Origin of the sequence: Crenobacter luteus, from assembly GCF_004345725.1 — a bacterium.
GTDB classification, from domain to species: Bacteria; Pseudomonadota; Gammaproteobacteria; order Burkholderiales; family Chromobacteriaceae; genus Crenobacter; species Crenobacter luteus.
In genome coordinates this window covers 1-22,080 of the sequence record NZ_SLXG01000029.1, presented here as the reverse complement: position 1 = coordinate 22,080, position 22,080 = coordinate 1, and the positions used below count along the sequence as shown (strand labels likewise).

The window sequence follows — 22,080 nt, the reverse complement described above, 5'->3', positions numbered from 1 at the left end:
ATTTCCAGAGCTTCTGGCTGACGACACTTCGCTTCATGCCGGCCAGATGGGGCTTCACACTGCCGGCATCAAGTAGGTTTTGTTAGCGACTCTTAGGGGGAGCAGGTCAGACCGACCGCTGGATTTGGGAGATTCTCAAGAGCACGGACTGCAGCGAGTCTATGCAGCCCGCGCTGTTCTAACCACGCAGCACGGCATCAAGGGTTATTGTTGATGCCTACGATTGTTTTACGATTTTTGACGCTGTAAATGACGATAAACTCGCCAGGCTTGTCATGCCAAGATTTCGCGGCAAATCGCTTGGCGAGTGAAGCGCTGTGATACAGGTCAACGGTTGAACCATAGTCAGTCAGATAAGTCTTGACCTTGCGGCTATCACTGGGGATGTAGGGGGTGGCCAAGGCCCGAGACTCTTCTAGACTCAGGGCACGAGGCCAAACCAGCTGAAAGTCAGACACGTTTTTTGTGTCCATCAATGGCAGTTCGACTCGACCCGCTTTGAAGCAGGAATAAAGCCCCCCCGTTTGCTTGGTGAGAGCACACTGTTTATCCTCTGGCCCATACTTACTGATGAACTCACTGCGGGCCATGCCCAGCCCGCCTGATTCGAATGAAGCAGCTGCCGCTGGCAAGGAAATGACGAGGCCGATGGCCATCAGAATTCGATGTTTGAAACCAATCACAGCACACTCCTGATATTGATGGACAAATGCCAAGAGTATCATTTGCACGCCAAATGCATAAGCACTCAGCCCCGGTAACGCCGGGGCTTTGTGTTTGTACGTACTGAAGCCCTTCGGACTGAATCGTTTCCCTCCGTCTCGCCACAATCGACCGCATCCCGATCAACAAGGATGCCGTCATGGCCAGCCGCCGCATCGAAGACCTCCACCCCGATCTGCAGCCACTCTGCACTGCCTTCATGCGGCAGTGCCAGGACGCGGGCGTCGAACCGCTGATCACCTGCACCTACCGCTCCGGCGAAGAGCAAGACGTGCTCTACGCCCAGGGGCGTACCAAGCCCGGCCCGCGTGTGACCAACGCCCGAGCCGGCCAGTCGGCACATAACGCCACCATCAAGGGCAAGCCTGCAGCCCGCGCCTTCGACGTGGTGCCGATGGTCGGCGGCAAGCCGATGTGGGATGCCAGCCATCCTCACTGGCAGATCATGGGCCAGATCGGTGAAAAGCTGGGCCTCAACTGGTACGGCAACCCGCGCGCCAAGTTCCGTGAGTTCCCGCATTTCGAGTTGGCCAAGGGGTATCAGTGATGCGCCTCGCCGATCTGTTCACCAACCCTGCAAGCGGCCGGCTGAGCCACAGCAAGCTGTGGGCCAACGTCGCCTGCGCCACCGCCACCGGTATGTTCGTCTACCAGGGCGTGGCCGGTGCGCTCACCGCCGAAGTCTGGCTGATCTATCTGGGCGTGGTCGGCGGGTATTCTGCCGCCCGCAGCTGGATTGCAAGCCGCCGCGACAGCAAGGAGGCCAGCAATGTTTAGCCTGTCTCGCACCTTCCTCTACAACGCCTGGCATATCGGCAAGGTGGTATTGCCGCTGGCCGTAGTGGGTTATCTCGGCTACAACCTCGGCCACACCCAGGCTACACGCCACGGCGAGCTGCAGTTGGCCAAGCTGGCCGAGCGCACTGCCATCGACCTGAAGCGAGCTGCCGAGCTGCGCCAGCAAGCTTTGGCCGTGGCCCTGGCAGAGCAGCAGCGCCTGAGCAAGCAAGCCCAGAAGGTTGGCTGGGAGCTGATCCAGACCCGCGCCAAGCTGGAAACCACTCAACGTCAACTCACGCAAAGGATTGCCCATGCGACCCACTCTGATGGTGAGCGCTTTACTGGCCTTGGCCCTGACAGCCTGCGCCTCTACCAAGGACTCCTCGGCTACACCGCCGCTGATCTTGCCGCCGATCTGCCCGCAGCCGACGCCGGAGATGCTGCAACTGCCGCAGAAGCCCCCGCCACCGAAACCGGGTTATCGCCCGGCGATATTCTGAACCACGCGGCCGAGTACGGTCTGTGGTGCCAGCAGCTCGACGCCAAGCTGCGCGCCTATTTGAACCTGCATGCCACCGCTCAAACGGAGGCGCAGCCATGACTAACTTCTTCGACCGTGCCAGCGAGCTGGAACAACGCCAGCGCGACGAGGCGCTAGCCCGGCAGGCCGCCAAACAGCATGCCGGCGGTAGCCTCAGCCACTGCGAGGACTGCGGGGAAGTCATCCCCGACAAACGCCGCCAGGCCGTTCCAGGCTGCCGCCGCTGCATTCACTGCCAACAACGTCACGAACAAGGGAGAGCCTGATGGCTGATCAAAACAACGAACTGACCCGCGCCCTGGGGCGCATCGAGGGCAAGCTGGACATGATCGTGGCCAGCCAGTCCAGCCTGAACGAGCGGATGGACAGCATGGACAGCCGCCTGCGCCATGTCGAGCAACAGGCGGCCCGAGCCGGTGCCATCAGCGGCGGGATTGTCGCCGTGGGCACCGCCATCGCTGTCGAACTGGTCAAGCGGGCACTGTAAGGATGGCGCACTCCCCGGAAACCCGCGACAAGGTACGCCGCCTGTACGTGTTCGACCGCATCGGGCTGGAAATGGCAGCGCTGCAGTGCGGCGTGTCGATGTCCACCGCCAGCCGCTGGAAGCGCGAGGCAATGGACGAAGGCGATGACTGGGACAAACTGCGCGCCGCCACCATTCTGGCCGGCGACGGCATCGAAAGCGTGGCGCGGGCAGCGCTTGCAGGATTTTTGACGCAGTACCAGGCAACGATGGACGCGCTCAACGCGAACCCCGACATCCCGGCCGAGAAGAAGGTGCAGATGCTGGCCAGCCTGGCGGATAGCTTCAACAAGACTGTGGCGGCCAGCCGCCGCGTGCTGCCGGAAACCAGCCAGCTGGCCACCGCGATGGAAGTGGTGCAGAAGATGGCCACCTTCATCCGCGAGAAGTACCCGAAGCACGCCCAGGCGTTCGTCGAGGTGCTTGAGCCGTTCGGTGAAGAGCTGGCGAAGGTTTATGGCTAATAGCCCCTGTCAAACTCCCAGGGCGTGGATGTGAGTTCAACAAAGCTCTCGCTTGGCGGCATTTCGCCCAGAAAAACTGCCTTGCAACGGGAGCAGGAGAAAGATTTATGGCCCTTTTCATAGCCACTGTACTGCAAGATCGCTTTGACTCCCTGCTCGTAGCAATTGGGGCAAAGATCATGGTCGGGTTCGGAGCCCTTCATCGTCGGCTTTACGCGGTACACCAAGGTACCAGGAGCCAGCTGGTGCAGCTGATAACGCTGTTTCTCCTCTTCCCAGTTTTTGAAGTTAGCAACTTCGGCTTCCAGCTCGCGTATACGGCTCGCCAGCGTCGAATAGTCCGCTTGGGCGGTAAACAGTTGTTGCTGAACGCCGCTGATAACTCCGTTCAGTTCAATCACCTTGGCCGATACCGCCGCATCCGTTTTCAGCGCGAGCAGTCCTTGTGTCAGCTCAGCAGCTGTCTTGAGTCCACCAAACGCCCCTGTAATCACATCCATCATGGCAAATAACCTCTGGTAAATGATGTGAGCAAGCTTACCAAAAAATCCTTCCTGCAAGACGTCGCCCTACTGGCTGCTGAGTATCGCCGTCAGATCGACGCCGAGTGCGACGGCTTCAGCCCCGATCCAGCCGCGCGCGACCAGCGACGGCTGCAGGCGATGGGCAGCTTCCGCTTTTTCGCGCAGACCTACTTCCCGCACTACGTCAAACACAGCCCGGCAACCGTCCACGACTACCTGTTCGACCACTTCCAGCAAGTGGTCGACAACGGTGTCGGCGACCACGACGCGGTGGCCGCGCCGCGTGGCCATGCCAAGTCGACCATCGTCACCCAGATTGGCACCCTGTGGTGCATCGTCACCGGCCGCAAGCATTACCCGCTGATCGTGATGGACGCCATCGAGCAGGCGTGGCCGATGCTGGAGGCGATCAAGGCCGAGCTGGAGTTCAACCCGCGCCTGGTGCTGGACTTCCCCGAGGCGACCGGGCGCGGCCGGGTGTGGCAGGTCGGCACCATCGTCACGGCCAACGACGTGAAGGTCGAGGTGTTCGGCTCCGGCAAGAAGATCCGCGGCCGCCGTCACGGCCCGCACCGTCCCGATCTGGTCATCGGCGACGACCTGGAAAACGACGAGAACGTGCGCAGCCCGGAGCAGCGCGACAAGCTGATGAGCTGGATCACCAAGAGCCTGCTGTCGCTCGGCCCCGCCGACGACAGCCTGGACGTATTCATCATCGGCACCATCCTGCACTACGACTCGGTGCTGGCGCGGCTGATCAACAACCCGCTGTGGAAGAGCGCCAAGTTCCGCGCTGTCGAGCGCTGGCCCGAGCGCATGGACCTGTGGGACCGCTGGACCGAGATCCTGCTCGGCCAGGGCGAGGACGAGGCGCAGGCGTTCTACCAGGCGCACCGACCGGACATGGACCGGGGCGTGGCGATCTGCTGGCCGGGCGGCACCAGCTTCTACAAGCTGATGGTGAAGCGCGCCCGCGACGGCAAGGCCGCGTTCGACTCGGAGCAGCAGAACGACCCGCTGTCCGGCGACGACGCCCCGTTCGCCGAGTGCATCACCTTCTGGGTGAACCGGCTCGCCGAGTGGGTGTTCTACGGCGCGTGCGACCCGTCGCTCGGCAAGGCCGGCTCCAGCCGCGACCCGTCGGCCATTCTGGTCGGCGGCTACAACCGCGCCACCGGCATCCTGGACGTGGTCGAGGCCAGCATCCGCAAGCGCCTGCCCGACCGCATCATCGAGGACGTGATCGCCTTCCAGGCCGAGTTCCGCTGCTTGCTGTGGCTGGTCGAGGCGGTGCAGTTCCAGGAGTTCATGCGTACCGAGCTGGTCAAGCGCTCGGCGGCGCGTGGCATACCGGTGCCGGCCAGGGGAGTGACACCACACGGCGACAAACTGCTGCGCATCGAGACGTTGCAGCCGCACATGGCCAACGGCCTGATCCGGTTGCACCCGAGCCAGCACACCCTGATCGAGCAGCTGCGTCATTTCCCCAAGGCCGACCACGACGACGGCCCCGACGCCTTGCAAATGCTGTGGGCCGCGTGCTTGTCGCATGCGGTCAAGCCCGCCTTTACCGCCGCCCCAGCCCATGCCGGCCACTTTGGCGGCGGCGGGGCATGGTAAGACAGACCCGGAGTGACAAACATGCCGCAAATCGTTGACCAGCACGGCCGCCCGTTCAAAGCGGCCAACCTTGCCGAACCCCAGACCGCCAGGCTAGCCGCCTTGCGACAGTCGGTGGCCGAACACCCGAGCCGGGGACTTACCCCGGTGAAGCTGGCGCGCATCCTGGAAGATGCCGAGCGTGGCGACATCACCGCCCAGCACGAGCTGTTCATGGACATGGAAGAGAAAGACACCCACATCTTTGCCGAGATGTCCAAGCGCAAGCGCGCCATTCTCAAGCTCGACTGGGACGTTGCCGCGCCGCGCAACGCCAGCAAGGCCGAGGAGGATGCCGCCGCTTACGCCCGCGAGCTGCTGCAGGACATGCCCGACTTCGAAGACATGCTGCTCGACCTGCTGGACGCCATCGGCCACGGCTTTGCCGCTCTGGAACTGGAATGGCAACTGCTGGGGCGCGAGTGGGTAATCAAGCAGGCCGACCATCGACCGCAGACCTGGTTCCAGCTCGACGAGACGCGCAATGGCCTGCGACTGCGTGACGGCAGCATGGCAGGACAGGTGCTGCAGCCCTTCGGGTGGGCGGTGCATACCCACCGTGCCAAATCAGGCTACCTGACCCGCTCCGGCCTGCACCGCGTGCTGGTCTGGCCCTATCTGTTCAAGAACTACAGCGTGCGCGACCTCGCCGAATTCCTGGAAATCTACGGCTTGCCGCTACGGCTGGGCAAATACCCGGCCGGGGCCACCGAGGAGGAGAAGGCCACGCTGCTGCGCGCCGTCACCGAGATCGGCCATAACGCTGCCGGCATCATTCCGGAAGGCATGCTGGTCGAGTTCGAGGAGGCGGCCAAGGGCAGCCACGAGCCGCACATGGCAATGACCGAGTGGTGCGAACGCAGCGAATCCAAGGCGATCCTGGGCGGTACGCTGACCAGCCAGGCCGACGGCAAGAGCAGCACCAACGCACTCGGCAACGTCCACAACGAGGTGCGTCACGACCTGCTGGCTTCGGATGCGCGCCAACTGGCTGGCACACTGACCCGCGACCTGGTCTATCCGCTGCTGGCGCTCAACGGCCGCGCGCCGGACAGCCTGCGCCGCTGTCCGCGCCTGGTGTTTGACGCTCAGGAAGCCGAAGACATGAAGCTGTACGCCGACGCGCTGCCCAAGTTAGTGGAAGTTGGCGTGCAGGTGCCGGCCAAGTGGGCCAACGAGAAGCTGCGCATCCCGTTACCGCAGAAGGACGAGCCGGTGCTTGGCCGACCTGCAGGGCCGGCCAAGCCGGAAGGCAAGGCCGCGCTGGCAGCGCTGACCGAGCGCGCGCCGACCGACTTTCCCGACCAGGTCGCCGTCGACCGAGCGGCGGACAAGGCCGAGGCGGCGCTGCGAGACGCGGCCGGGCCATTGCTGGAACCGCTGCTGGCGGTGCTGGATGCGTCGGCCAGCTACGAGGAGGCGCTGAACAGCCTGGCCGAAGCCTACCCGGCCATGAAGGTGGAGGCGCTGGCCGACATGCTGGCGCGGGCTGAATTCGTGGGTCATCTATGGGGGCAGATCAGTGTCAACGCCGACCTTGCCTGACCTGTACTACGCCATGACCCTGCCACCGAAGGCAGCCATCGCTTACTTCAAGGCCAAGGGCTACCAGGTGACGGACAGCTGGCGCGAGCTATGGCAGGAAGCCCATGCCCGCGCCTTCACCGTGGCGCGCTGCGCCAAGCTCGACGTGCTGGCCGACATCCGCACCGCGCTCGACACCGCGATGGCGGAAGGCATCACCTACCGCGAGTTCCTCAAGCAGCTGCGGCCACAGTTGGAGGCCAAGGGCTGGTGGGGTCAGGCCATCGACAAGGAAACCGGGGAGATTGTCGAGCACTACGAGGATTCCAGCCGGCCGGTGGAGTACGGCAGTCCACGCCGCTTGAAGACCATCTACCAGACCAACCTGCAGACGGCCTACATGGCCGGTCGCTACCGGACGCTGAAGGATTCGACCGAATCGCACCCGTACTGGCAGTACGTGGCGGTGATGGACAAGCGCACGCGGCCGAGCCATGCCGCGATGAATGGCCGGGTGTTTGGCCACGATGACGGCATCTGGGGGACACACTTCCCGCCCAATGGCTTCAACTGCCGCTGCCGCGTGCGACCGGTGTCCGAAGGCTCGATGAAGCGTGAAGGGTTGTTTCTGTCCGATTCGACCGGACACACCCGCGAGATCGAGGTGCCCATCAGTAAGCGCAAGCCGGCCGCCGGCAGCACCATCGTCACCGCTTACCAGGGGCCAGGCATGGACAAACCTTTCGCACCGGACCCCGGCTGGAACTACAACCCCGGCGAACACGGCGAGCGGCTGGCCGAACTGGAGGCGCAGAAGCTCTCCGCCGCCGACCCGGCCATCCAGGCCGCGCACCGCAAAGAAAGCGGGGGCGGTTGATGCTCAAGATCGAACTCGAATCCACTGCGCTACGGCGGGCGCTAGACAGCCTGGCTTACAGCCTGAAAGACATGGAGCCGGCGATGCGAGGCATCGCCACCGAGCTGCTGTCGCAGACCGAAGCCAACTTCGAAGACGAAGGCCGCCCCGACTGGCCGACGCTGGCCGACGCCACCGTCAAGCAGCGCGAGAAGCGTGGCAACTGGCCGGGCAAGATGCTGCAGGTGTCGGCCGGTGGCCTTGCCGGCTCCGTGGTAACCGAGTACGGCCCGGCGCTGGCGCTGGTCGGCAGCAACAAGAAGTATGCCGCCTTGCAGCAGTTCGGCGGCCAGGCCGGGCGCGGCAGGAAAGTCACGGTGCCGGGCCGTCCCTACCTGCCGTTGATGACCGATGGCACGCTGCAACCGGCCTCAGAGGAACCCATCCTCGATGTGGTGTTGGCGTACTTGAAGAAGTCGGCGCGGTAGCGGCGCGCTGTTGCGCTTGAGCGGCGCGGTAAGGCGAAGCCATGCCGGGATTGTATGAACGGTTTCTAACGCGGCTCTAACGCGCTTCATGGGGCGTTGTTGCGGGCTGGCGGCGGTGCGGTGTGATGCGGCACAATGAATGTCGTTGTCCTCAATAAAAAACCAGCATATGCCCGAAACAATCCGTAACGAAATTCAGATGGCAGACTCGGCCATCGAGATCGTCGAGGTCAAGGACGAAAAGCGTGGCCAAAAGCACTACTTGCTCATAGAGACTAAGCGCACATCCAGCTGCATTTGGGCGGATGGCAAGAAACTCCACGAAGTCGCCGACATCGACATCAGGGCACGCTACCTATTTGGTGACCGCATCAATCACATCGGTCACTTGGTATCACATATGGGCGGTAGGTTGAGCTATGACCAAACCGTCAAGCTGACCAACGGTGAAGTGATGGTCAAGCTCTACGACCTTCATAGTCTGCACATCGGCACCTATCTGTTTCACAAGGTTGTGCATTGGGCTAAAGGCTTCGACCCCGGTTGCCGTGTAGTACCGATCAGCCTGTCAAGGAGCGATGCCAGAGACCCGGAGAACAAGACGCGGCGCAACCGCTTCTATGAAAACTTCGGTTTGCGCTTCGATTACCGTACTGAGGTCGGCATTGAGGATGCGGAAGGGGCTTCTGATCGATCCTTGACCGTTGGAGATCTGATCGCATACCAAAACTGGCCAAACATACGGGCCTGCCATTGGCTGGATGGTTTCAAGGCTATGGCTTACGCCTTTGATAAGCTACGACGTGATCGTAGAGCGAATCTCAGCCAGATACGCTTCATGAAGCGGCAAGCCACAATGAAAGACCGTTGGCTGTTACGGTTATCTTGGCATCTGAACTGGCTGAACTACGGCATCATTGCCGCTGGGGCTTTCTGGCTCGGTAAACAGTTTAGCTAGCCTCGAACCTTACTGAAGCCCTTCCTCCTGATTCCCCCAAGCCTGCCCGCCGAGAATAGCGGGCATGGCTACCAAGACCTCCACTCCCCACATCGCCGCGCTCGTTTTCGAGCTTGATCCGGCCAACCCCAAGGCTGTGCGCCTGTTGCCCGCCGGGCAGTTCCGCGCCCGCGACGGCCGCCCCTGGGACGCACCTTACTGGCTGATCGACGCCGCCATCGCGGCCAACGTGATCCGCCGGGCGGCCAACCGTGCCGACAACTTCGTCATCGACTACGAACATCAGACCCTTCTGGCCGACCAGAACGGCCAGCCTGCACCCGCTGCCGGCTGGTTCAAGACCGTGGAGTGGCGTGAGGACGGGCTGTACGCGGTGGACGTGGAATGGACGCCACGCGCCACCCAGATGCTGGCCGACCGCGAATACCGCTACCCGTCGCCCGTGTTCCGCTACGACCCCGCCACCGGGGAGGTGCTGGAGCTGCTGCATGCCGCGCTCACCAATCACCCGGCGCTGGACGGCCTGACCGACCTGGCCACCCTCGCCGCGCTCAAGTTTTCTTCGCTGGGCGAATCGAAGATTCGCACGCAGTCCGCTCAACCCGACCAACCTCACCAGGAGAACCACATTGTGACTCTCGCCGAACTGCTGCAACTCCTCGGCCTGCCCGCTGACACCGACGAAGCCGGTGCCAAGGCCGCGCTGGCCGCGCTCAAGACCCGTGCCGACAAGACCACCGAGCTGGAGGGTCAGGTCACCGCCCTCAAGGCATCCACCGAGACCCCCGACCCGGCGAAGTTCGTGCCGCTGACGGCCATGAAGGCGCTGCAAGACCAGCTGGTTGCGCTGAGTAGCCAGGTAACGGGCCGCGAGGTAGACGAACTGGTGGCTTCCGCCATCCAGGACGCCAAGCTGCTGCCCGCTCAGGAAGCCTGGGCCAAGGAGCTGGGCAAGAAGGACATCGCCGCGCTGAAACAGTATCTGACTGTGGCGCAGCCGATTGCGGCGCTGACCGGCACCCAGACCGGCGGCAAGAAGCCGGCCGGCGCCGATGACAAGCAACAGCTGTCCGCCGAAGAGCTGGCGGTGTGCAAGGCGCTGGGTCAAGACCCGGCCGTATTCGCCAAGAACAAGGAGTAAGCAACGATGATCGTCACCCCTGCAGTGCTGACCACCCTCAAGACCGGCTTCAAGGGCGAGTACCAAAACGGTCTGACCCTGGCCGAATCGGTCTACGACAAGGTCGCCACCCGTGTGCCATCCGCCACGGCGTCCAATACCTACGGCTGGCTGGGCCAGTTCCCGCAGTTCCGCGAGTGGATCGGCGAGCGCGTGATCCGCGACATGGCGGCCAAGGGCTACCAGATCACCAACAAGTTGTTCGAATCGACGGTGGGCGTGAAGCGCACCGACATCGAGGACGATAACCTGGGCATCTACGCGCCGCTGTTCCAGGAAATGGGCCGCGCCGCTGCCGTCTACCCGGACGAACTGGTCTTTGCCCTGCTGAAAGAGGGCACCGCCAGCGCCTGCTACGACGGCCAGTATTTCTTCGATACCGATCACCCGGTGTTCCCGAATGTGGACGGTACCGGCGTTGCTACCACGGTGGCCAACTACGACAACGGCGGGGCCGCGCCCGGCGCGGCCTGGTATCTGCTCGACACCTCGCGCGCCATCAAGCCGCTGATCTTCCAGGAGCGCACCAAGCCTGAGCTGCAGGCGTTGACCGCTACGGATGACGAAGCCGTGTTCATGAAGGACGAATACCGCTACGGCGTGCGTGCCCGTTCCAACGTCGGCTTCGGCTTCTGGCAGATGGCCTATTGCAGCAAGAAGCCGCTGGATTCGAACAGCTTCAACGCGGCGGTGGAGGCCATGATGAGCTTCAAGGCCGATGGTGGCCGCCCGCTGGGCATCAAGCCGACCCTGCTGGTGGTGCCGCCGACCCTGCGCGCAGCCGCGCTGGAAGTGGTGAAGGCCGAGCGCCTGGCCAATGGCGCGACCAACACCAACCGCGACGTGGTGGACGTGCTGGTCACCCCGTGGGTGATGTAAGGGGGCGGCCATGAAACTCAACGTGCGCGCATTACCCGAGGCCGGCTTCTTCCGCTGTGGCCGCTTCTTCCCACATCAGGGCGTGAGCCTGCCGGCAGAGGAACTCACCGAGCAGGAGGTCGCCAGCCTGATGGCCGAGGCCAACCTCGTGGTGCAATTCGAGGCGGATGAAAACGACCCGGTGCTTGGCGAAGCCGAGACGACTACTGCGAGCGACGCCGCAAGCGGCGAGGCCGGGCAGGAAACGGTAACGGAAACACCGGCAGCGGATGAGGCTGCCGCCCAGGCCAAGGCCGCCGTTAAAAAGCCGGCAGTCAAGAAGGAAGGCTAACGGTGAGCTACGCCACCCTGACCGACCTGATCGCCGCCTACGGGGAGGATGAGCTGATCCAGCTCACCGACCCGGACGGCGAAGCGATCAAGCCGGCGTCGATAGAGCGCGCGCTGGCGGATGCCCAGGCCGAGATAGACGGCTACCTGGCTGTGCGTTTCACGCTGCCGCTGGCTACCAATCCGGCCGTGCTGGTGAGCCGCTGCTGCGACATCGCGCTGTACCGGCTGATGACGCTGGCGCGGCAGAACGACGTGGAGGATGCCCGTCAGCGTTACGAGGACGCGGTGCGCTTCCTGCGCGACGTGGCCGCAGGCCGGGCCACGCTGGGCAATGTCGAGCCGGTCGCCAAAGGTGCGGGGGCTGCGCAGATGGTAAGCGCCGGCCGGGTGTTCGGCCGGGGGAACTGGTAATGGACGTGATCGCCGCCATCGAGGCCGCCTACGTCGAGCGCCTGGCCTCCCCGCTGAAGCCGCTGACGGTCGAGCCGTTCCCCGGCGACCCCGGCAGCTACAAGCTCGGCAACCGCAAGGGGGCCGTGCTGGTGGTGTATCGCGGCTCGCGCCTGGGCAAAAGCCAAAGCACCGCCGCCATCGCCCAGGAGCGCACGCTGCTGTTCGACCTGGTGGTGATGGTCAAAGACCTGCGCTCGCACACCGGAGCCTACCCGGTCATCCAGGCCATCTACCGGCAGCTGCAGGGCTTCAAGCCGGCCGGGGCCGCGCGGGCCTGGATCGAACGCGACGGTTTCGTCGAACACGATGCGGGGGTCTGGACGTACACCGTGACGGTCGCCACCCGCGTGCTGGCCGTTGCTCACCAGGAGTCTGCCCCCGCGCCGCTCCTGACCACTATCAACCTGGAGGAAAACCCATGAGTAAGTACCGCTATAGCGGCCCGCCGTCGGGGGTCACCCTTGCGGACGGCAGCGAGGTGATGCTGTTCCCCGGCAGCGATGTCGAACTGCCGGAAGCGCACGAATACACCACCACCCTGGTGGCGCTGGGGCACCTGACCCCGATTCCCGAAACCAAGGCGAAAAAAGGAGACAGCAATGGCGGCTAACTTCCTGCATGGCGTCGAAACCATCGAGGTCGAGAATGGCAACCGGCCGGTACGGGTGGTCAAGTCGGCCACCGTCCTGCTGGTCGGCACCGCCCCCAAGGGTGCGGTGGGCGAGATGACGCTCTGCCTGTCCGACCGCGACGCGGCCGCGTTTGGCAGCGCCTTCGCCGGCTTCACCATCCCGCAGGCATTGGACGCGATCTACGACCAGGGCGCTGGCACGGTGATCGTGGTCAACGTGCTCGACCCGGCGGTTCACAAAACGGCTGTCGTTGGCGAGGTGGTAGTGCTGACTGGCGATCTGGGCAAGACCAGCAAGCCCGCCTGGGTGGGGGCCGCAACAGTCAAAAACAGCGCGGGGACCGTGACCTATGTGCTGAATACCGACTACACCACCGACCCGCAGAGCGGCCAGATCAAACGCAAAACCGGTGGAGCCATTGCAGCAGGTGCCACCCTCAAGGTCGATTACACCTATGCCGATCCGAGCAAAGTGACGGTGGCCGACATCGTTGGCGGTGTTGATGCGGCCGGCCGCCGCACCGGCCTGAAGGCGGCCAAGGATGCCTTCAGCACCTTCGGCTTCCTGGCCAAGCTTATCATCGCACCGGGGTACTGCACCCAGGCGTCCGTTTCCAGCGAGATGATCGCGGTGGCCGAGCAGACCGGTGCCTTCGCGCTGATCGACGCGCCGATTGGCACCACCTTCCAACAGGCCATCCAGGGGCGCGGCCCGGTCGGCACCATCAACTTCAACACCGGCAGCGAGCGCGCCATCCTGTGCTACCCGCACCTGAAGGTATGGGACAGCGAAGCTAACGCGCCGCGCCTGGAGCCGTTCAGCCAGCGTCTGGCTGGCGTGATCGCCCGCAAAGACCTGGACAAGGGCTACTGGTGGTCGCCATCGAACACCGAGATCAAGGGCGTGATCGGCATCGAGCGTGCGCTGACCGCGCTGATCGACGATCCGAACTCGGAGGTGAACCTGCTCAACGAGGCGGGCATCGTCACCATCTTCAACTCGTTCGGCACCGGCTGGGAAGTGTGGGGCAACCGCTCGGCGGCATGGCCGGTGGTGACGCACATGAAGAACTTCATCCCGGTGCGCCGCACGGCCGACATCATCAACGAGAGCCTGCGCTACTTCAATAAGCAGTATATGGATCGCCCGGTCGACCAGCCGCTGATCGACAGCCTGGTCGGTTCGGTGAACGCCTTCTTCCGCAAGCTGATCGGCGACGGGGCGATCCTGGGCGGCGAGTGCTGGTTCAACTCGGCACGCAACCCCAAGGAAGAGCTGTCGGCCGGGCATGTGCTGCTGCAGTACAAGTTCACCCCGCCACCGCCGATGGAGCGCCTGACGCTCGAGTCGGAGATGACTGACGAGTACCTGCTGGTGCTGAAAGGGAAATAAGCATGAGCGTCGAGATCAAGAACATCGTTAACGCCAACATCTACCTTAACGGCACCAGCCTGCTGGGCCAGGCGGAAGAGATCAAGCTGCCGACCATCAAGGCGTCGATGAAGGAGCACAAGGCGCTGGGCATGGTGGGCAAGCTCAAGCTGCCGTCCGGCATCGAGTCGCTGGAGGGCGAGATCAAGTGGAATTCGTTCTACCTGGACACCTTCCGCACTTGCGCCAACCCGTTCAAGGCCGTGCAGCTCATGTGCCGCTCCAACGTCGAGACCTGGAACGCTCAGGGTATGACCGAGGAGAAGGAGCTGGTCACGATCCTGACCGTGCAGTTCGAAGAGGTCAGCCTGGGCACCTACAAGCCGCAGGAGTCGGCCGAGTACCCCAGCAAGTTCCAGGCGACCTACGTCAAGCAGACGCTGGGCGGCGAGCCGGTGGTCGAGCTGGACGTGATGACCAACACCTTCAAGGTCGGCGACGAAGACGTGCTGGCCAACTATCGCACCAATACCGGTGCCGCTTAGAGCCGCTAACAAAACCTCAATCGAGCAACCGTAAGGTCTTGATCCGGCATGCACCGGCTCGCGGGGAAAGTAGGTTTTGTTAGCGGCTCTTAAGGAGAGATGAGATGAGCGAACAGAAACTGCAGCTGAAGTACCCGTTCAAGACTGGCCTGGGTGTCGAGGTCGCCGAACTGACCCTGCGCCGCCCGAAGGTGCGCGACCTGAAGCTGGCCCAGCGCCACGGCAAGGATTCGGCATCGGTCGAGCTGGCCATGATCGGCATGGTGTGCGAACCGAAGCTGACGCCGGAAGACATGGAGGCGATGGATTTGGCGGATTACCGCGCCATCACCACGTTTCTGGAAGGTAGTAGCGATTGACGACAAAGGGCTGTGGGACGGAGCCGCCATGCTGGCCCGGTGGTTCCGATTCCAGCCCTCGGAGATCGACGCGCTGGAGCTGGAGGAGTTTGTGAGGTGGTGCCGGATGGCCGTCGATCAGATCAAGCGCGAAAACGCGACGTGAGGCGGGATATCCACCCGCCCGCGCGCAGCAAGACGATGGCCAGCACGACCACCGCGCCCAGCCCCAAGCCGATGGGCAAGGCGAACAGCACAAAAGCACCCACGGCGGCCAGGAAAGAGCCGGCCACCAGCCAGGTCAGCACAAAAGCAACAAGCGCTAAGGGGCCAACCATGCCGCCCTGAGCGGTATGGTTTTCTAGCCAGTCGGCCAAGCGTTCCCAACGGTTTAGTACGTTCATGCATAAAGGATAGCAAGATGGCGGGCGATTTGTCGCTTTCGATCAAGATCGGTGCAGTGGTTGGCGGTGCCTTGGCCGGTCTGGGTAGCATCGGCAAGACGCTCGACCAGCTCACGTCACATAGTGACCGGCTGAAAGCCAAGCAGGGCGAGCTGGGCGCGATGATTGAGCGCCACATGGGGACGCTGGCCCCGAAAACGCTGGCAGCGCTGAATCGTGACTATGAGAAGCTCGGCCGTACCATCGACCAGCTCCGGCAGAAACAGGAGCGTCTGGCCGCCGGCATGGCGCGGCAAGAGCAGCTGAAAATGCAGCGTGCCGACCTGCGCGGCGAGGCGCTGGATACGCTGGCCATCGGCGCGACCGTGGCCATGTCGGTACGCCAGGCGGTGGCGTTCGAGGATGCCATGCTCGGCGTGGCCAAGCAGGTTCAGGGGGCGCGTGACGAAACCGGCAAGCTCACCCCGCTGTACTACGAGATGGGCCGGGCTATCCAGGCGATTGGCCGCGACACGCCGTTGGCTACTAACGAGATCGCCAAGCTGGTCGAGGGCGGTGCCCGCATGGGGGTGCAGGGCAAGGAGAACCTGCTGATCTTCGCCAGGCAGACGGCCATGATGGCCAGCGCCTTCGAGATGCCTACCGAGCAGATCGGCGAGAGCATGGGCAAGATCGCCACCCTGTACAAGATCCCCATCCCGGCCATCGGCGAGCTGGCCGACACCATCAACTATCTCGACGACAACACCATCACAAAGGGTGCCGACCTGATCAACGTGATGGAGCGCACGGCGGGCGTGTTTGCCAACGTCAAGATCAGTACCAAGGATGCGGCGGCGCTGGGCAGCACGTTTTTGACGCTTGGTGAGACCCGCGAAACTGCGGCCACCGCGATCAACGCCATCGTTCAGAAATTTGCCGCCGCAGAAAAAGGCACCAAGAAGTTCCAGGCCGCCTTGGGAGAGGTTGGCCTCTCGGCTTCAGATGTCCAGAAAGGCATGGCCACCGATGCCATGGGTACGTTGGGCAAGATATCCGACGCCATCCGCAAGCTGCCCCAGGATAAACGAATTGGCGTAATGGTCGAGCTGGCAGGGATGGAGCATTCCGATACCTTGGCCAAGCTGGTTTCGAACCCGGAAGAACTTGCCAAGCAGCGCAAGCTGGCCAGCAGCACCGACGCGCAAGGCTCGATGGCGCGCGAGTTCGAGGCCCGCAAGCAAACCACCTCGGCGCAGTGGGCGATGATGAAAAACCGCCTCACCGAGCTGACGGTGAACCTGGGCAGCATCCTGCTGCCGACGCTCAACAACATCATGGGCACCATCGGCCCACTGGTCAGCAAGATGGCGGACTGGGCGCAGGCGCACCCGGCAGTCACGCACGCCCTGATCGGCACGGTGGTCGCGCTCGCCTCGTTCAAGGTGGCCAGCCTGGGCGTGCGCTACGGGGCCAACCTGATCTTGTCCGAATACGGCAAGCTCAAGGATGGGCTGGGGCACCTGTCGGCGCAATGGCTGAAGTTCAAGGCCATGAATCAGGCGGGCGACTTCGACAAGATCAAGAGCCGACTTGGCCGGTTCGTGCCGCCAATGCCGCAAGGCGGCTGGCGAGCTATTGGCCCTGGACTTGCCTCCGGCATCCAGGCCGCGCTGCCATGGCTGGGCCGCGCCGCCATGATGCTGCTGCGCCTGTCTCCCATCGGCTTGGCGTTCTCAGCGGTTGGTCTGCTGGTCTACAAGTATTGGCAACCGATCAAGGGCTTCTTCGTCGGCCTGTGGCAGGGGCTTTCCAGTGTGGCAGGCCCAGCGCTCAAGGCGCTATGGGATGGTGCCAAGAGCCTTGGCCTGGCATTCGGGCGGCTGATCATGACGGTTACCCCGCTGGGGGTGATTTTCCGGCTGCTCAAGCCTGCAGTAATGCCCGTGCTGGGGGCCATTGCGGACGGTGCGCGAGCCGTCTGGCGCTGGTTCACCACGCTGTTGAAGCCGGTCGATGATGCGGGCGGCAAGGCCCAGAACATGGGGCTGCGGTTTGGCCAGGCCATCGGCGGCATCATCAAGGCTGTGGTCGGATTGCCTGCCCGGTTCATGCAGCTCGGGGCGGATATCGTCAATGGCCTGGTGAAAGGTATCCAGGACAAGATCGGCAGTGCCGTCCAGGCGATTGGCGAAGTCGGCAACAAGGTGGCGACCAAGTTCCGGTCGGTGCTGGGCATCAAGTCTCCAAGCCGGCTGTTCATGGGCTTCGGCCAGAACATCGGCGAAGGCGCGGCCATCGGGATCGGCAAGAGCACCGGGCTGGCCGGCAAGGCCGCCGGGGCGCTGGCCACGGCCACGGTGGTGGGCTTTGGTGCCCCGGCACTGGCCACGCCCACGCTGCCGGTGCCAGATACGCCCGCCATTCCGGCCATGGCCGCGCCGGAAGTTGCCATGCCGCGTCTGCCGCAGTTGCCGCCACTTGCCGCCCCAGCGGTGCTGGCTCCCCAAGTGCCCACCTTGCCGGCCCTGAAGCTGGCTGCGCCAGAGATGGTGGCCCCCCGCTTGCCGGACATGCCCGCGCTGACCGTACCCGCGATGGTGCCCCCGGCTGTGCCGGCCCTGACGGCGTTGACGTCGCCAGTATCCGTCGCACAGCGCCAGCCTGGCACGCCGGTGCTTGCTATGCCGGCAATGCCCGCCGCCGAGATGCCGAGTATGGCCCTGCCTGCGGCGGGCAAGTCGGGTGGCGCGCCGGTGACGGTGACGTTCGCGCCGGTGATCCACGTGGCCGCAGGGGGCAGCAATGCACCCGTGCGCGAGCAGGTGCAGGCGGGCCTGGCCGAAAGCTACCGCGTGTTTGAAACCAATATGCGCCGCTACCTGGGCAACAAAGGCCGAGGAGAGTTCTGATGCAATTCGCACTACTCGGTGATGTGCAGTTCGAACTCATCACCTATTTCGACGGACTGGAAGGGCGCTTTGCCGCCGACTACGCCGAGCACACCAATACCGAAGGCCGCCTGATCGCCGCCGACGCCGACATGAAGCTCAAGGAGCATGTGCTGCCGCGCAATGCGTTGCCACAGCGCAAGCAAGGGCTGGCAGTCAAAAAGTCCGGCATGCCGGTGCCGGCCAGCGTCGCCCAGGCGGTGAAGTCGACCCAGCAAACTGTGCAGAAGGCACAGGCAGCGCTGGCCCCCACCAAGCAGGCGGTGAGCAACGCGATCAAGGCGGCCAAGCAGGTGACGACGGCTGCCCGAGCGGTGCAGTCGGTCATGGCCGCCGCGCGCACGCTGTCGACCAATCCTGCAGCGGCCGTGGCCCAGCTTGTCCGGGCCAACGGCGATCTGTCACGACTGACCAGTTCCAGCAGTGCCGTTAACGCGGCGTTGGGGCCGGTGCAGTCGGTGCTGGGCGATGCCGCTCCGGTGCTCAAAGCCGCTAGCGTGGTGACGCTGGAAGCACGCGGCTTGCAAGGCGCACTGGTGGGCTTGTCCCCGGCCAATGTCGCCAGCCGCATCAGCGGGATGCAAGGCAGCATGGACAGGCTGGACAGTGAATGGGGCAAGGCCGCCGCGCCACTGGCCAAGCTGGCCGCCCGCGCCGCCGTGCGTGGTGAGCCGCTGGGTACCGGGAGTGCATGATGGAGCTGCTGACGCATATCACCAGCGATGGCGAGCGCTGGGATCAGATCGCCTACCGCTACTACGGCGACCCTTACGCCTATATCCGCATCATAGAAGCCAACCCTGGTGTGCCGATCACCCCGCGCCTGCCAGGTGGGCTGCAACTGTCCATCCCGCTGATTGAAGAGCTGGACACCGCCGATACCGAGGAGCTGCCGCCGTGGAAGCGTTAGAACAAGCTGGCTTCGGGACGGATTTAACGCCGGTAGAGCATCCGGTGTTCCAGATCGAGATGGCTGGCCGTCAGGTGACCGCCGATCTGACGCCGTTCATCCTGCGGGTGTCCTACTCGGATTATGAGGAAGATCAGTCCGACACCATCGATGTGACCGTCGAAGATACTGACGGCCGCTTCCGGGGTGCGTGGTACCCGACGATGGGCGACCGCGTGCGCCTCAAGATGGGTTACGCGGGCCAGCCGCTCCTGGATTGCGGCGAGTTCGAGATCGACGAAATCGAACTGGCCGGGCCGCCCGATACCGTGACCATCCGGGCGCTGGCGGCCGGGGTATCGCGGCCGCAGCGCACGCACCAGGGCCGAGCCTACGACAACACCACGCTTGCCGCCATCGCCCAGCGCGTGGCCAAGCGGCTGAAGCTGTCGGTGGTGGGCAAGATCGAGCCGATCAAGATCACCCGCGTGAGCCAGATCCACGAGAACGACCTGACCTTCATGCGCCGCGTGGCAGCCGACTATGGCTACGCCTTCTCGGTCAAGGGTAGCCAGATGGTGTTCTACAAGCTGGCTGAGCTGCATCAGGCCAAGGCGGTAACCGTGATCCGGCGCACGGACATGACCCGTTACAGCTACCGCGACAAGCTCAAGGGCGTGGTGAAACAGGCGACGGTGACTTACCTCAACCCCAAGACCAAGCGCAAGGTCAGCCACACCGTGCGCGACACCCGGATGACGGCCAGCAGCGACACACTGAAGCTCAATAGCCGCGTGGAGTCCGAGGAGCAGGCGAAGGCCAAGGCAGAGGCCGCCATTGCACGCCAGAACCTGGAAGGCACGGTGGCCACGCTTCAGCTTCCCGGCAACCCGAAGCTGGTGGCCGGCGTGAACTTCACCATGGCCGACATGGGCGCGCTGTCCGGTGACTACCACGTGGTGATGAGCCGCCACGAGATCGAACGCGGCGGCGGCTACTACACCGAGGTGGAAGCGAAGCGCGTCAGACCACCCCAACAGAAGACCAGCAAGAAACAGCCGGCCAAGCAGCCGCTGCAGAAGAAGACCACAACAAGGAACTGAAGATGGCAGAGAACACCGGGGGCGTTTCGTACAAGGAAGGCATCGTGAAGGCCGCCAAGCCAGGCTTCGCGCGGGTGCAATTCCCCGACCTCGACAACATGGTCAGCCCATGGTTGCGGCTGGTCGTCAGGAAATCGCTGAAGGACAAGGAGTGCCTTACTCTCGATCAGGGCGAGCTGGTGGCGTGCATCCTGGATGAGAATTTCGAGAGCGGCTGCGTGCTCGGCGCGGTGTACTCGGATGCCGACGCACCGCCGGTGAATAGCCCGGACAAGGTGCATTTCCGCTTCTTCGACGGCGGCAGCTTCGAGTACGACCGTTCCAGCGGCACGCTTACCATCGTCACCACCGGGCCGGTCAACCTGACTGCCGGCGGCCCGGTCACGGTAACGGCCCCGAGCGTGACCGTGGACGCGCCGGAGTCGACCTTCACCGGCAACGTGACGGTCAAGGGGCTGCTGACTTACCAGGGCGGCATGGTCGGCTCTGGCGGGGCGGGCGGCGCGGCGGCACGCATCGAGGGCGGCATCGAGGCCACCCAGGATGTGGTGGCCGGTGGCATCAGCCTGATGCAGCATGTGCATACCGAGCAAGGCGACGGTGCTGCAACCAGCCCGCCACAATAGCGGTTACATGGGCCGGGGCTACTGAAGCCCTTCCGGCTGTTTCCCGCATCCACCTCGGCCATAGCATGCCCGCTATGGCCGAACTCATTCCCGACTCCCTGTACTGGCAACCCGCACTCGCCGCCGACGGCGTGGTGACGGGCTTGGCTGACATCCACCAGTCCATCCGCGTCATCCTGAAGACGCGCAAGGGCACGGTGCCGCATCGTCCTGAGTTCGGCTCCAACCTGCACCTGTATCTCGACTGGCCGCAGAACCGCGTCAAGCCCTACCTGGTGCGCGAGAGCCGCGCCGCCATCCACCACCCAACCGAGGGCGAACCGCGCGCCGAGGTGGTCGAGGTCGATGTCGTGCATGAGCTTGGGCGCGTCCTGCTCCTGGTGCGCTGGCGGCCGAAAGGCGGCGTTGCGCTCGAAACGACCGAAGTGGCGTTCCCGCGATGATCGACACCCTCCCGAACTTCGTCGACGACGACCCGCAGGCCATCACCGCCGAGCTGATCGCCCACTATGAGGCGATGACCGGCAAGACCCTGTACCCGGCCCACGTCGACCGCATCATGATCGACCTGATCGCCAGCGTGGCGGCGCAGAAGTCGGCCGAGATCAACGATACCGGGCGGCTCAACCTGGTGTCGTTCTCGCGCGGCGCAATCCTGGACTACCTGGGCGAACTGGTGGGCACGCTGCGACTGGACGCCAAGTCGGCCAAGACGACGCTGCGCTTTACCTTCCTGTCGCCGCTGCCCGCGCCGCTGCTGATCCCGGCCGGCACCCAGGCCGAGACCAGCGATGGCCGAGCCGCCTTCGCCACCGAAGTGGACGCCACTGCCGCGCAAGGCGTGAGCTACATCGATGTGACCGCCGTGGCGGTGACGCCTGGCGTGGCCGGTAACGGCTGGTTGCCAGGCCAGATCAACACCTTGATCGACGACCTGGTCGACGTGGACAGTGTGGCCAACATCGCCGTCACGGCGGGCGGGGCCGACGAAGAAAGCGACGACCATTACCGCGAGCGCATCAAGCTCGCCCCGGAACAGTTCTCGGTGGCCGGCCCGGTCGGTGCCTACCGCTACCACGCCATGCGGGCCAGCCAGGACATTACCGACGTGGCAGTCGTGGGGCCGGAACTGGCCCTAGAGAATGGCCAACTGATATCGCGCAACGGCGTGCCGCCCGGCGTGGTGCGGCTCTACCCCTTGACCCGTTACGGGCTACCGTCTGAGGGGCTGCTGGCCGAGGTGGCTGCGCGTTGCAGTCATGACCTGCCCCCAGGATTAGGGCCAAGACCTACTTGGTAAAGTCGGTTAAAAATTTCTGCTCCTGCTCCGCTTGTTCCCTCATGCGGAAGCCTG

General features: G+C 63.9%; 30 protein-coding genes. 27 read left to right on the top strand and 3 right to left on the bottom strand.

The window, feature by feature from the left end:
- Positions 1-197 precede the first annotated feature (197 nt).
- Entirely contained in the window at positions 198-683 is a 486-nt protein-coding gene (locus EV683_RS13190; protein WP_131863098.1) for a hypothetical protein, read from the bottom strand.
- Positions 684-862: 179 nt separating this feature from the next.
- Between EV683_RS13190 and EV683_RS13185 the strand changes: the two genes are divergently transcribed.
- Genes EV683_RS13185 through EV683_RS13160 form a run of 6 tightly spaced genes read left to right on the top strand, consistent with a single transcriptional unit; the run spans position 863 to position 3,034 of the window.
- Positions 863-1,270, top strand: a complete 408-nt coding sequence (locus EV683_RS13185; RefSeq protein WP_131863097.1) for a M15 family metallopeptidase — start codon at positions 863-865, stop codon at positions 1,268-1,270.
- Positions 1,270-1,500, top strand: coding sequence for a hypothetical protein (locus tag EV683_RS13180; protein ID WP_131863096.1), 231 nt, complete (start codon positions 1,270-1,272; stop codon positions 1,498-1,500). Before EV683_RS13185 ends, EV683_RS13180 begins: the two co-directional genes overlap by 1 nt.
- Positions 1,493-2,104, top strand: coding sequence for a hypothetical protein (locus EV683_RS13175; protein ID WP_131863095.1), 612 nt, complete (start codon positions 1,493-1,495; stop codon positions 2,102-2,104). The genes EV683_RS13180 and EV683_RS13175 overlap by 8 nt, the downstream gene beginning before the upstream one ends.
- Positions 2,101-2,310, top strand: a complete 210-nt coding sequence (locus EV683_RS13170) for a TraR/DksA family transcriptional regulator (RefSeq protein ID WP_131863094.1) — start codon at positions 2,101-2,103, stop codon at positions 2,308-2,310. The genes EV683_RS13175 and EV683_RS13170 overlap by 4 nt, the downstream gene beginning before the upstream one ends.
- A complete protein-coding gene (locus EV683_RS13165; protein WP_131863093.1) occupies positions 2,310-2,531 on the top strand; it encodes a hypothetical protein in 222 nt (73 codons plus the stop codon). Before EV683_RS13170 ends, EV683_RS13165 begins: the two co-directional genes overlap by 1 nt.
- Positions 2,532-2,533: 2 nt before the next feature.
- On the top strand, positions 2,534-3,034 hold the full coding sequence (locus tag EV683_RS13160; RefSeq protein ID WP_131863092.1) for a DUF1804 family protein: 501 nt from the start codon (positions 2,534-2,536) through the stop codon (positions 3,032-3,034).
- Here the strand turns inward: EV683_RS13160 and EV683_RS13155 are convergent.
- On the bottom strand, positions 3,031-3,537 hold the full coding sequence (locus EV683_RS13155; protein WP_131863091.1) for a hypothetical protein: 507 nt from the start codon (positions 3,535-3,537) through the stop codon (positions 3,031-3,033). The two genes, EV683_RS13160 and EV683_RS13155, sit on opposite strands and share 4 nt — an antisense overlap.
- 24 nt (positions 3,538-3,561) lie before the next feature.
- On the opposite strand from EV683_RS13155, the gene terL reads away from it, so the two are divergent.
- The 14 genes from terL to EV683_RS13085 all read left to right on the top strand — a co-directional run bounded on the left by terL (position 3,562) and on the right by EV683_RS13085 (position 14,795).
- Positions 3,562-5,178, top strand: a complete 1,617-nt coding sequence (gene terL / locus EV683_RS13150; RefSeq protein ID WP_131863090.1) for a phage terminase large subunit — start codon at positions 3,562-3,564, stop codon at positions 5,176-5,178.
- 21 nt (positions 5,179-5,199) lie between these two features.
- Complete coding sequence (locus tag EV683_RS13145; RefSeq protein WP_131863089.1) at positions 5,200-6,762, top strand: DUF935 domain-containing protein; 1,563 nt, start codon at positions 5,200-5,202, stop codon at positions 6,760-6,762.
- The gene (locus EV683_RS13140; RefSeq protein WP_207910465.1) at positions 6,755-7,618 is read left to right on the top strand and encodes a phage head morphogenesis protein; all 864 of its coding nucleotides are present in this window, start codon (positions 6,755-6,757) and stop codon (positions 7,616-7,618) included. The genes EV683_RS13145 and EV683_RS13140 overlap by 8 nt, the downstream gene beginning before the upstream one ends.
- Positions 7,618-8,085: a phage virion morphogenesis protein gene (locus EV683_RS13135; protein WP_131863088.1), complete on the top strand. Its 468-nt coding sequence runs from the start codon at positions 7,618-7,620 to the stop codon at positions 8,083-8,085. The genes EV683_RS13140 and EV683_RS13135 overlap by 1 nt, the downstream gene beginning before the upstream one ends.
- 199 nt (positions 8,086-8,284) lie before the next feature.
- A complete protein-coding gene (locus tag EV683_RS13130; protein WP_131863087.1) occupies positions 8,285-9,043 on the top strand; it encodes a hypothetical protein in 759 nt (252 codons plus the stop codon).
- A 64-nt stretch (positions 9,044-9,107) separates the two neighbouring features.
- The gene (locus EV683_RS13125; protein ID WP_131863086.1) at positions 9,108-10,184 is read left to right on the top strand and encodes a phage protease; all 1,077 of its coding nucleotides are present in this window, start codon (positions 9,108-9,110) and stop codon (positions 10,182-10,184) included.
- Positions 10,185-10,190: 6 nt separating this feature from the next.
- Positions 10,191-11,102 (top strand): Mu-like prophage major head subunit gpT family protein, encoded by a 912-nt coding sequence (locus tag EV683_RS13120; RefSeq protein ID WP_131863085.1) that lies wholly within the window; start codon positions 10,191-10,193, stop codon positions 11,100-11,102.
- Between the two features lie 10 nt (positions 11,103-11,112).
- The gene (locus EV683_RS13115; RefSeq protein WP_131863084.1) at positions 11,113-11,433 is read left to right on the top strand and encodes a hypothetical protein; all 321 of its coding nucleotides are present in this window, start codon (positions 11,113-11,115) and stop codon (positions 11,431-11,433) included.
- A 2-nt stretch (positions 11,434-11,435) separates the two neighbouring features.
- Positions 11,436-11,846, top strand: coding sequence for a gp436 family protein (locus tag EV683_RS13110; RefSeq protein ID WP_131863083.1), 411 nt, complete (start codon positions 11,436-11,438; stop codon positions 11,844-11,846).
- On the top strand, positions 11,846-12,310 hold the full coding sequence (locus EV683_RS13105; RefSeq protein ID WP_131863082.1) for a Gp37 family protein: 465 nt from the start codon (positions 11,846-11,848) through the stop codon (positions 12,308-12,310). The genes EV683_RS13110 and EV683_RS13105 overlap by 1 nt, the downstream gene beginning before the upstream one ends.
- Entirely contained in the window at positions 12,307-12,498 is a 192-nt protein-coding gene (locus tag EV683_RS13100) for a hypothetical protein (protein WP_131863081.1), read from the top strand. Before EV683_RS13105 ends, EV683_RS13100 begins: the two co-directional genes overlap by 4 nt.
- A complete protein-coding gene (locus EV683_RS13095; protein WP_131863080.1) occupies positions 12,488-13,912 on the top strand; it encodes a phage tail sheath subtilisin-like domain-containing protein in 1,425 nt (474 codons plus the stop codon). The genes EV683_RS13100 and EV683_RS13095 overlap by 11 nt, the downstream gene beginning before the upstream one ends.
- A 2-nt stretch (positions 13,913-13,914) precedes the next feature.
- Entirely contained in the window at positions 13,915-14,436 is a 522-nt protein-coding gene (locus EV683_RS13090) for a phage major tail tube protein (RefSeq protein WP_243694764.1), read from the top strand.
- A 104-nt stretch (positions 14,437-14,540) separates the two neighbouring features.
- The gene (locus EV683_RS13085) at positions 14,541-14,795 is read left to right on the top strand and encodes a phage tail assembly protein (protein WP_131863078.1); all 255 of its coding nucleotides are present in this window, start codon (positions 14,541-14,543) and stop codon (positions 14,793-14,795) included.
- A 122-nt stretch (positions 14,796-14,917) separates the two neighbouring features.
- Here EV683_RS13085 and EV683_RS13075 read toward each other — a convergent pair whose 3' ends face one another.
- Positions 14,918-15,178: a hypothetical protein gene (locus tag EV683_RS13075; protein WP_131863076.1), complete on the bottom strand. Its 261-nt coding sequence runs from the start codon at positions 15,176-15,178 to the stop codon at positions 14,918-14,920.
- A gap of 17 nt (positions 15,179-15,195) precedes the next feature.
- On the opposite strand from EV683_RS13075, the gene EV683_RS13070 reads away from it, so the two are divergent.
- The 7 genes from EV683_RS13070 to EV683_RS13040 all read left to right on the top strand — a co-directional run bounded on the left by EV683_RS13070 (position 15,196) and on the right by EV683_RS13040 (position 22,026).
- Complete coding sequence (locus EV683_RS13070; RefSeq protein WP_131863075.1) at positions 15,196-18,069, top strand: phage tail tape measure protein; 2,874 nt, start codon at positions 15,196-15,198, stop codon at positions 18,067-18,069.
- Entirely contained in the window at positions 18,069-18,803 is a 735-nt protein-coding gene (locus EV683_RS13065; RefSeq protein ID WP_131863074.1) for a hypothetical protein, read from the top strand. The genes EV683_RS13070 and EV683_RS13065 overlap by 1 nt, the downstream gene beginning before the upstream one ends.
- Entirely contained in the window at positions 18,800-19,018 is a 219-nt protein-coding gene (locus EV683_RS13060; RefSeq protein ID WP_424948512.1) for a tail protein X, read from the top strand. The genes EV683_RS13065 and EV683_RS13060 overlap by 4 nt, the downstream gene beginning before the upstream one ends.
- Positions 19,006-20,100, top strand: coding sequence for a phage late control D family protein (locus tag EV683_RS13055; RefSeq protein ID WP_131863073.1), 1,095 nt, complete (start codon positions 19,006-19,008; stop codon positions 20,098-20,100). Before EV683_RS13060 ends, EV683_RS13055 begins: the two co-directional genes overlap by 13 nt.
- 2 nt (positions 20,101-20,102) lie before the next feature.
- A complete protein-coding gene (locus tag EV683_RS13050; protein WP_131863072.1) occupies positions 20,103-20,726 on the top strand; it encodes a phage baseplate assembly protein V in 624 nt (207 codons plus the stop codon).
- 74 nt (positions 20,727-20,800) lie between these two features.
- On the top strand, positions 20,801-21,169 hold the full coding sequence (locus tag EV683_RS13045) for a GPW/gp25 family protein (protein WP_207910464.1): 369 nt from the start codon (positions 20,801-20,803) through the stop codon (positions 21,167-21,169).
- Positions 21,166-22,026, top strand: a complete 861-nt coding sequence (locus EV683_RS13040; RefSeq protein WP_207910463.1) for a baseplate J/gp47 family protein — start codon at positions 21,166-21,168, stop codon at positions 22,024-22,026. Before EV683_RS13045 ends, EV683_RS13040 begins: the two co-directional genes overlap by 4 nt.
- Positions 22,027-22,080 lie beyond the last annotated feature (54 nt).

Coding starts and splice junctions, on each gene's coding strand:
- EV683_RS13175 (WP_131863095.1), top strand. CDS start 1,493: ATGTTTAGCCTGTCTCGCACCTTCCTCTACAACGCCTGGCATATCGGC.
- EV683_RS13065 (WP_131863074.1), top strand. CDS start 18,069: ATGCAATTCGCACTACTCGGTGATGTGCAGTTCGAACTCATCACCTAT.
- EV683_RS13120 (WP_131863085.1), top strand. CDS start 10,191: ATGATCGTCACCCCTGCAGTGCTGACCACCCTCAAGACCGGCTTCAAG.
- EV683_RS13185 (WP_131863097.1), top strand. CDS start 863: ATGGCCAGCCGCCGCATCGAAGACCTCCACCCCGATCTGCAGCCACTC.
- EV683_RS13100 (WP_131863081.1), top strand. CDS start 12,307: ATGAGTAAGTACCGCTATAGCGGCCCGCCGTCGGGGGTCACCCTTGCG.
- EV683_RS13165 (WP_131863093.1), top strand. CDS start 2,310: ATGGCTGATCAAAACAACGAACTGACCCGCGCCCTGGGGCGCATCGAG.
- EV683_RS13050 (WP_131863072.1), top strand. CDS start 20,103: ATGGCAGAGAACACCGGGGGCGTTTCGTACAAGGAAGGCATCGTGAAG.
- EV683_RS13125 (WP_131863086.1), top strand. CDS start 9,108: ATGGCTACCAAGACCTCCACTCCCCACATCGCCGCGCTCGTTTTCGAG.
- EV683_RS13095 (WP_131863080.1), top strand. CDS start 12,488: ATGGCGGCTAACTTCCTGCATGGCGTCGAAACCATCGAGGTCGAGAAT.
- EV683_RS13045 (WP_207910464.1), top strand. CDS start 20,801: ATGGCCGAACTCATTCCCGACTCCCTGTACTGGCAACCCGCACTCGCC.
- EV683_RS13075 (WP_131863076.1), bottom strand. CDS start 15,178: ATGAACGTACTAAACCGTTGGGAACGCTTGGCCGACTGGCTAGAAAAC.
- EV683_RS13115 (WP_131863084.1), top strand. CDS start 11,113: ATGAAACTCAACGTGCGCGCATTACCCGAGGCCGGCTTCTTCCGCTGT.
- EV683_RS13130 (WP_131863087.1), top strand. CDS start 8,285: ATGGCAGACTCGGCCATCGAGATCGTCGAGGTCAAGGACGAAAAGCGT.
- EV683_RS13145 (WP_131863089.1), top strand. CDS start 5,200: ATGCCGCAAATCGTTGACCAGCACGGCCGCCCGTTCAAAGCGGCCAAC.
- EV683_RS13085 (WP_131863078.1), top strand. CDS start 14,541: ATGAGCGAACAGAAACTGCAGCTGAAGTACCCGTTCAAGACTGGCCTG.
- EV683_RS13090 (WP_243694764.1), top strand. CDS start 13,915: ATGAGCGTCGAGATCAAGAACATCGTTAACGCCAACATCTACCTTAAC.
- EV683_RS13105 (WP_131863082.1), top strand. CDS start 11,846: ATGGACGTGATCGCCGCCATCGAGGCCGCCTACGTCGAGCGCCTGGCC.
- EV683_RS13040 (WP_207910463.1), top strand. CDS start 21,166: ATGATCGACACCCTCCCGAACTTCGTCGACGACGACCCGCAGGCCATC.
- EV683_RS13155 (WP_131863091.1), bottom strand. CDS start 3,537: ATGATGGATGTGATTACAGGGGCGTTTGGTGGACTCAAGACAGCTGCT.
- EV683_RS13070 (WP_131863075.1), top strand. CDS start 15,196: ATGGCGGGCGATTTGTCGCTTTCGATCAAGATCGGTGCAGTGGTTGGC.
- EV683_RS13160 (WP_131863092.1), top strand. CDS start 2,534: ATGGCGCACTCCCCGGAAACCCGCGACAAGGTACGCCGCCTGTACGTG.
- EV683_RS13060 (WP_424948512.1), top strand. CDS start 18,800: ATGATGGAGCTGCTGACGCATATCACCAGCGATGGCGAGCGCTGGGAT.
- EV683_RS13180 (WP_131863096.1), top strand. CDS start 1,270: ATGCGCCTCGCCGATCTGTTCACCAACCCTGCAAGCGGCCGGCTGAGC.
- EV683_RS13170 (WP_131863094.1), top strand. CDS start 2,101: ATGACTAACTTCTTCGACCGTGCCAGCGAGCTGGAACAACGCCAGCGC.
- EV683_RS13135 (WP_131863088.1), top strand. CDS start 7,618: ATGCTCAAGATCGAACTCGAATCCACTGCGCTACGGCGGGCGCTAGAC.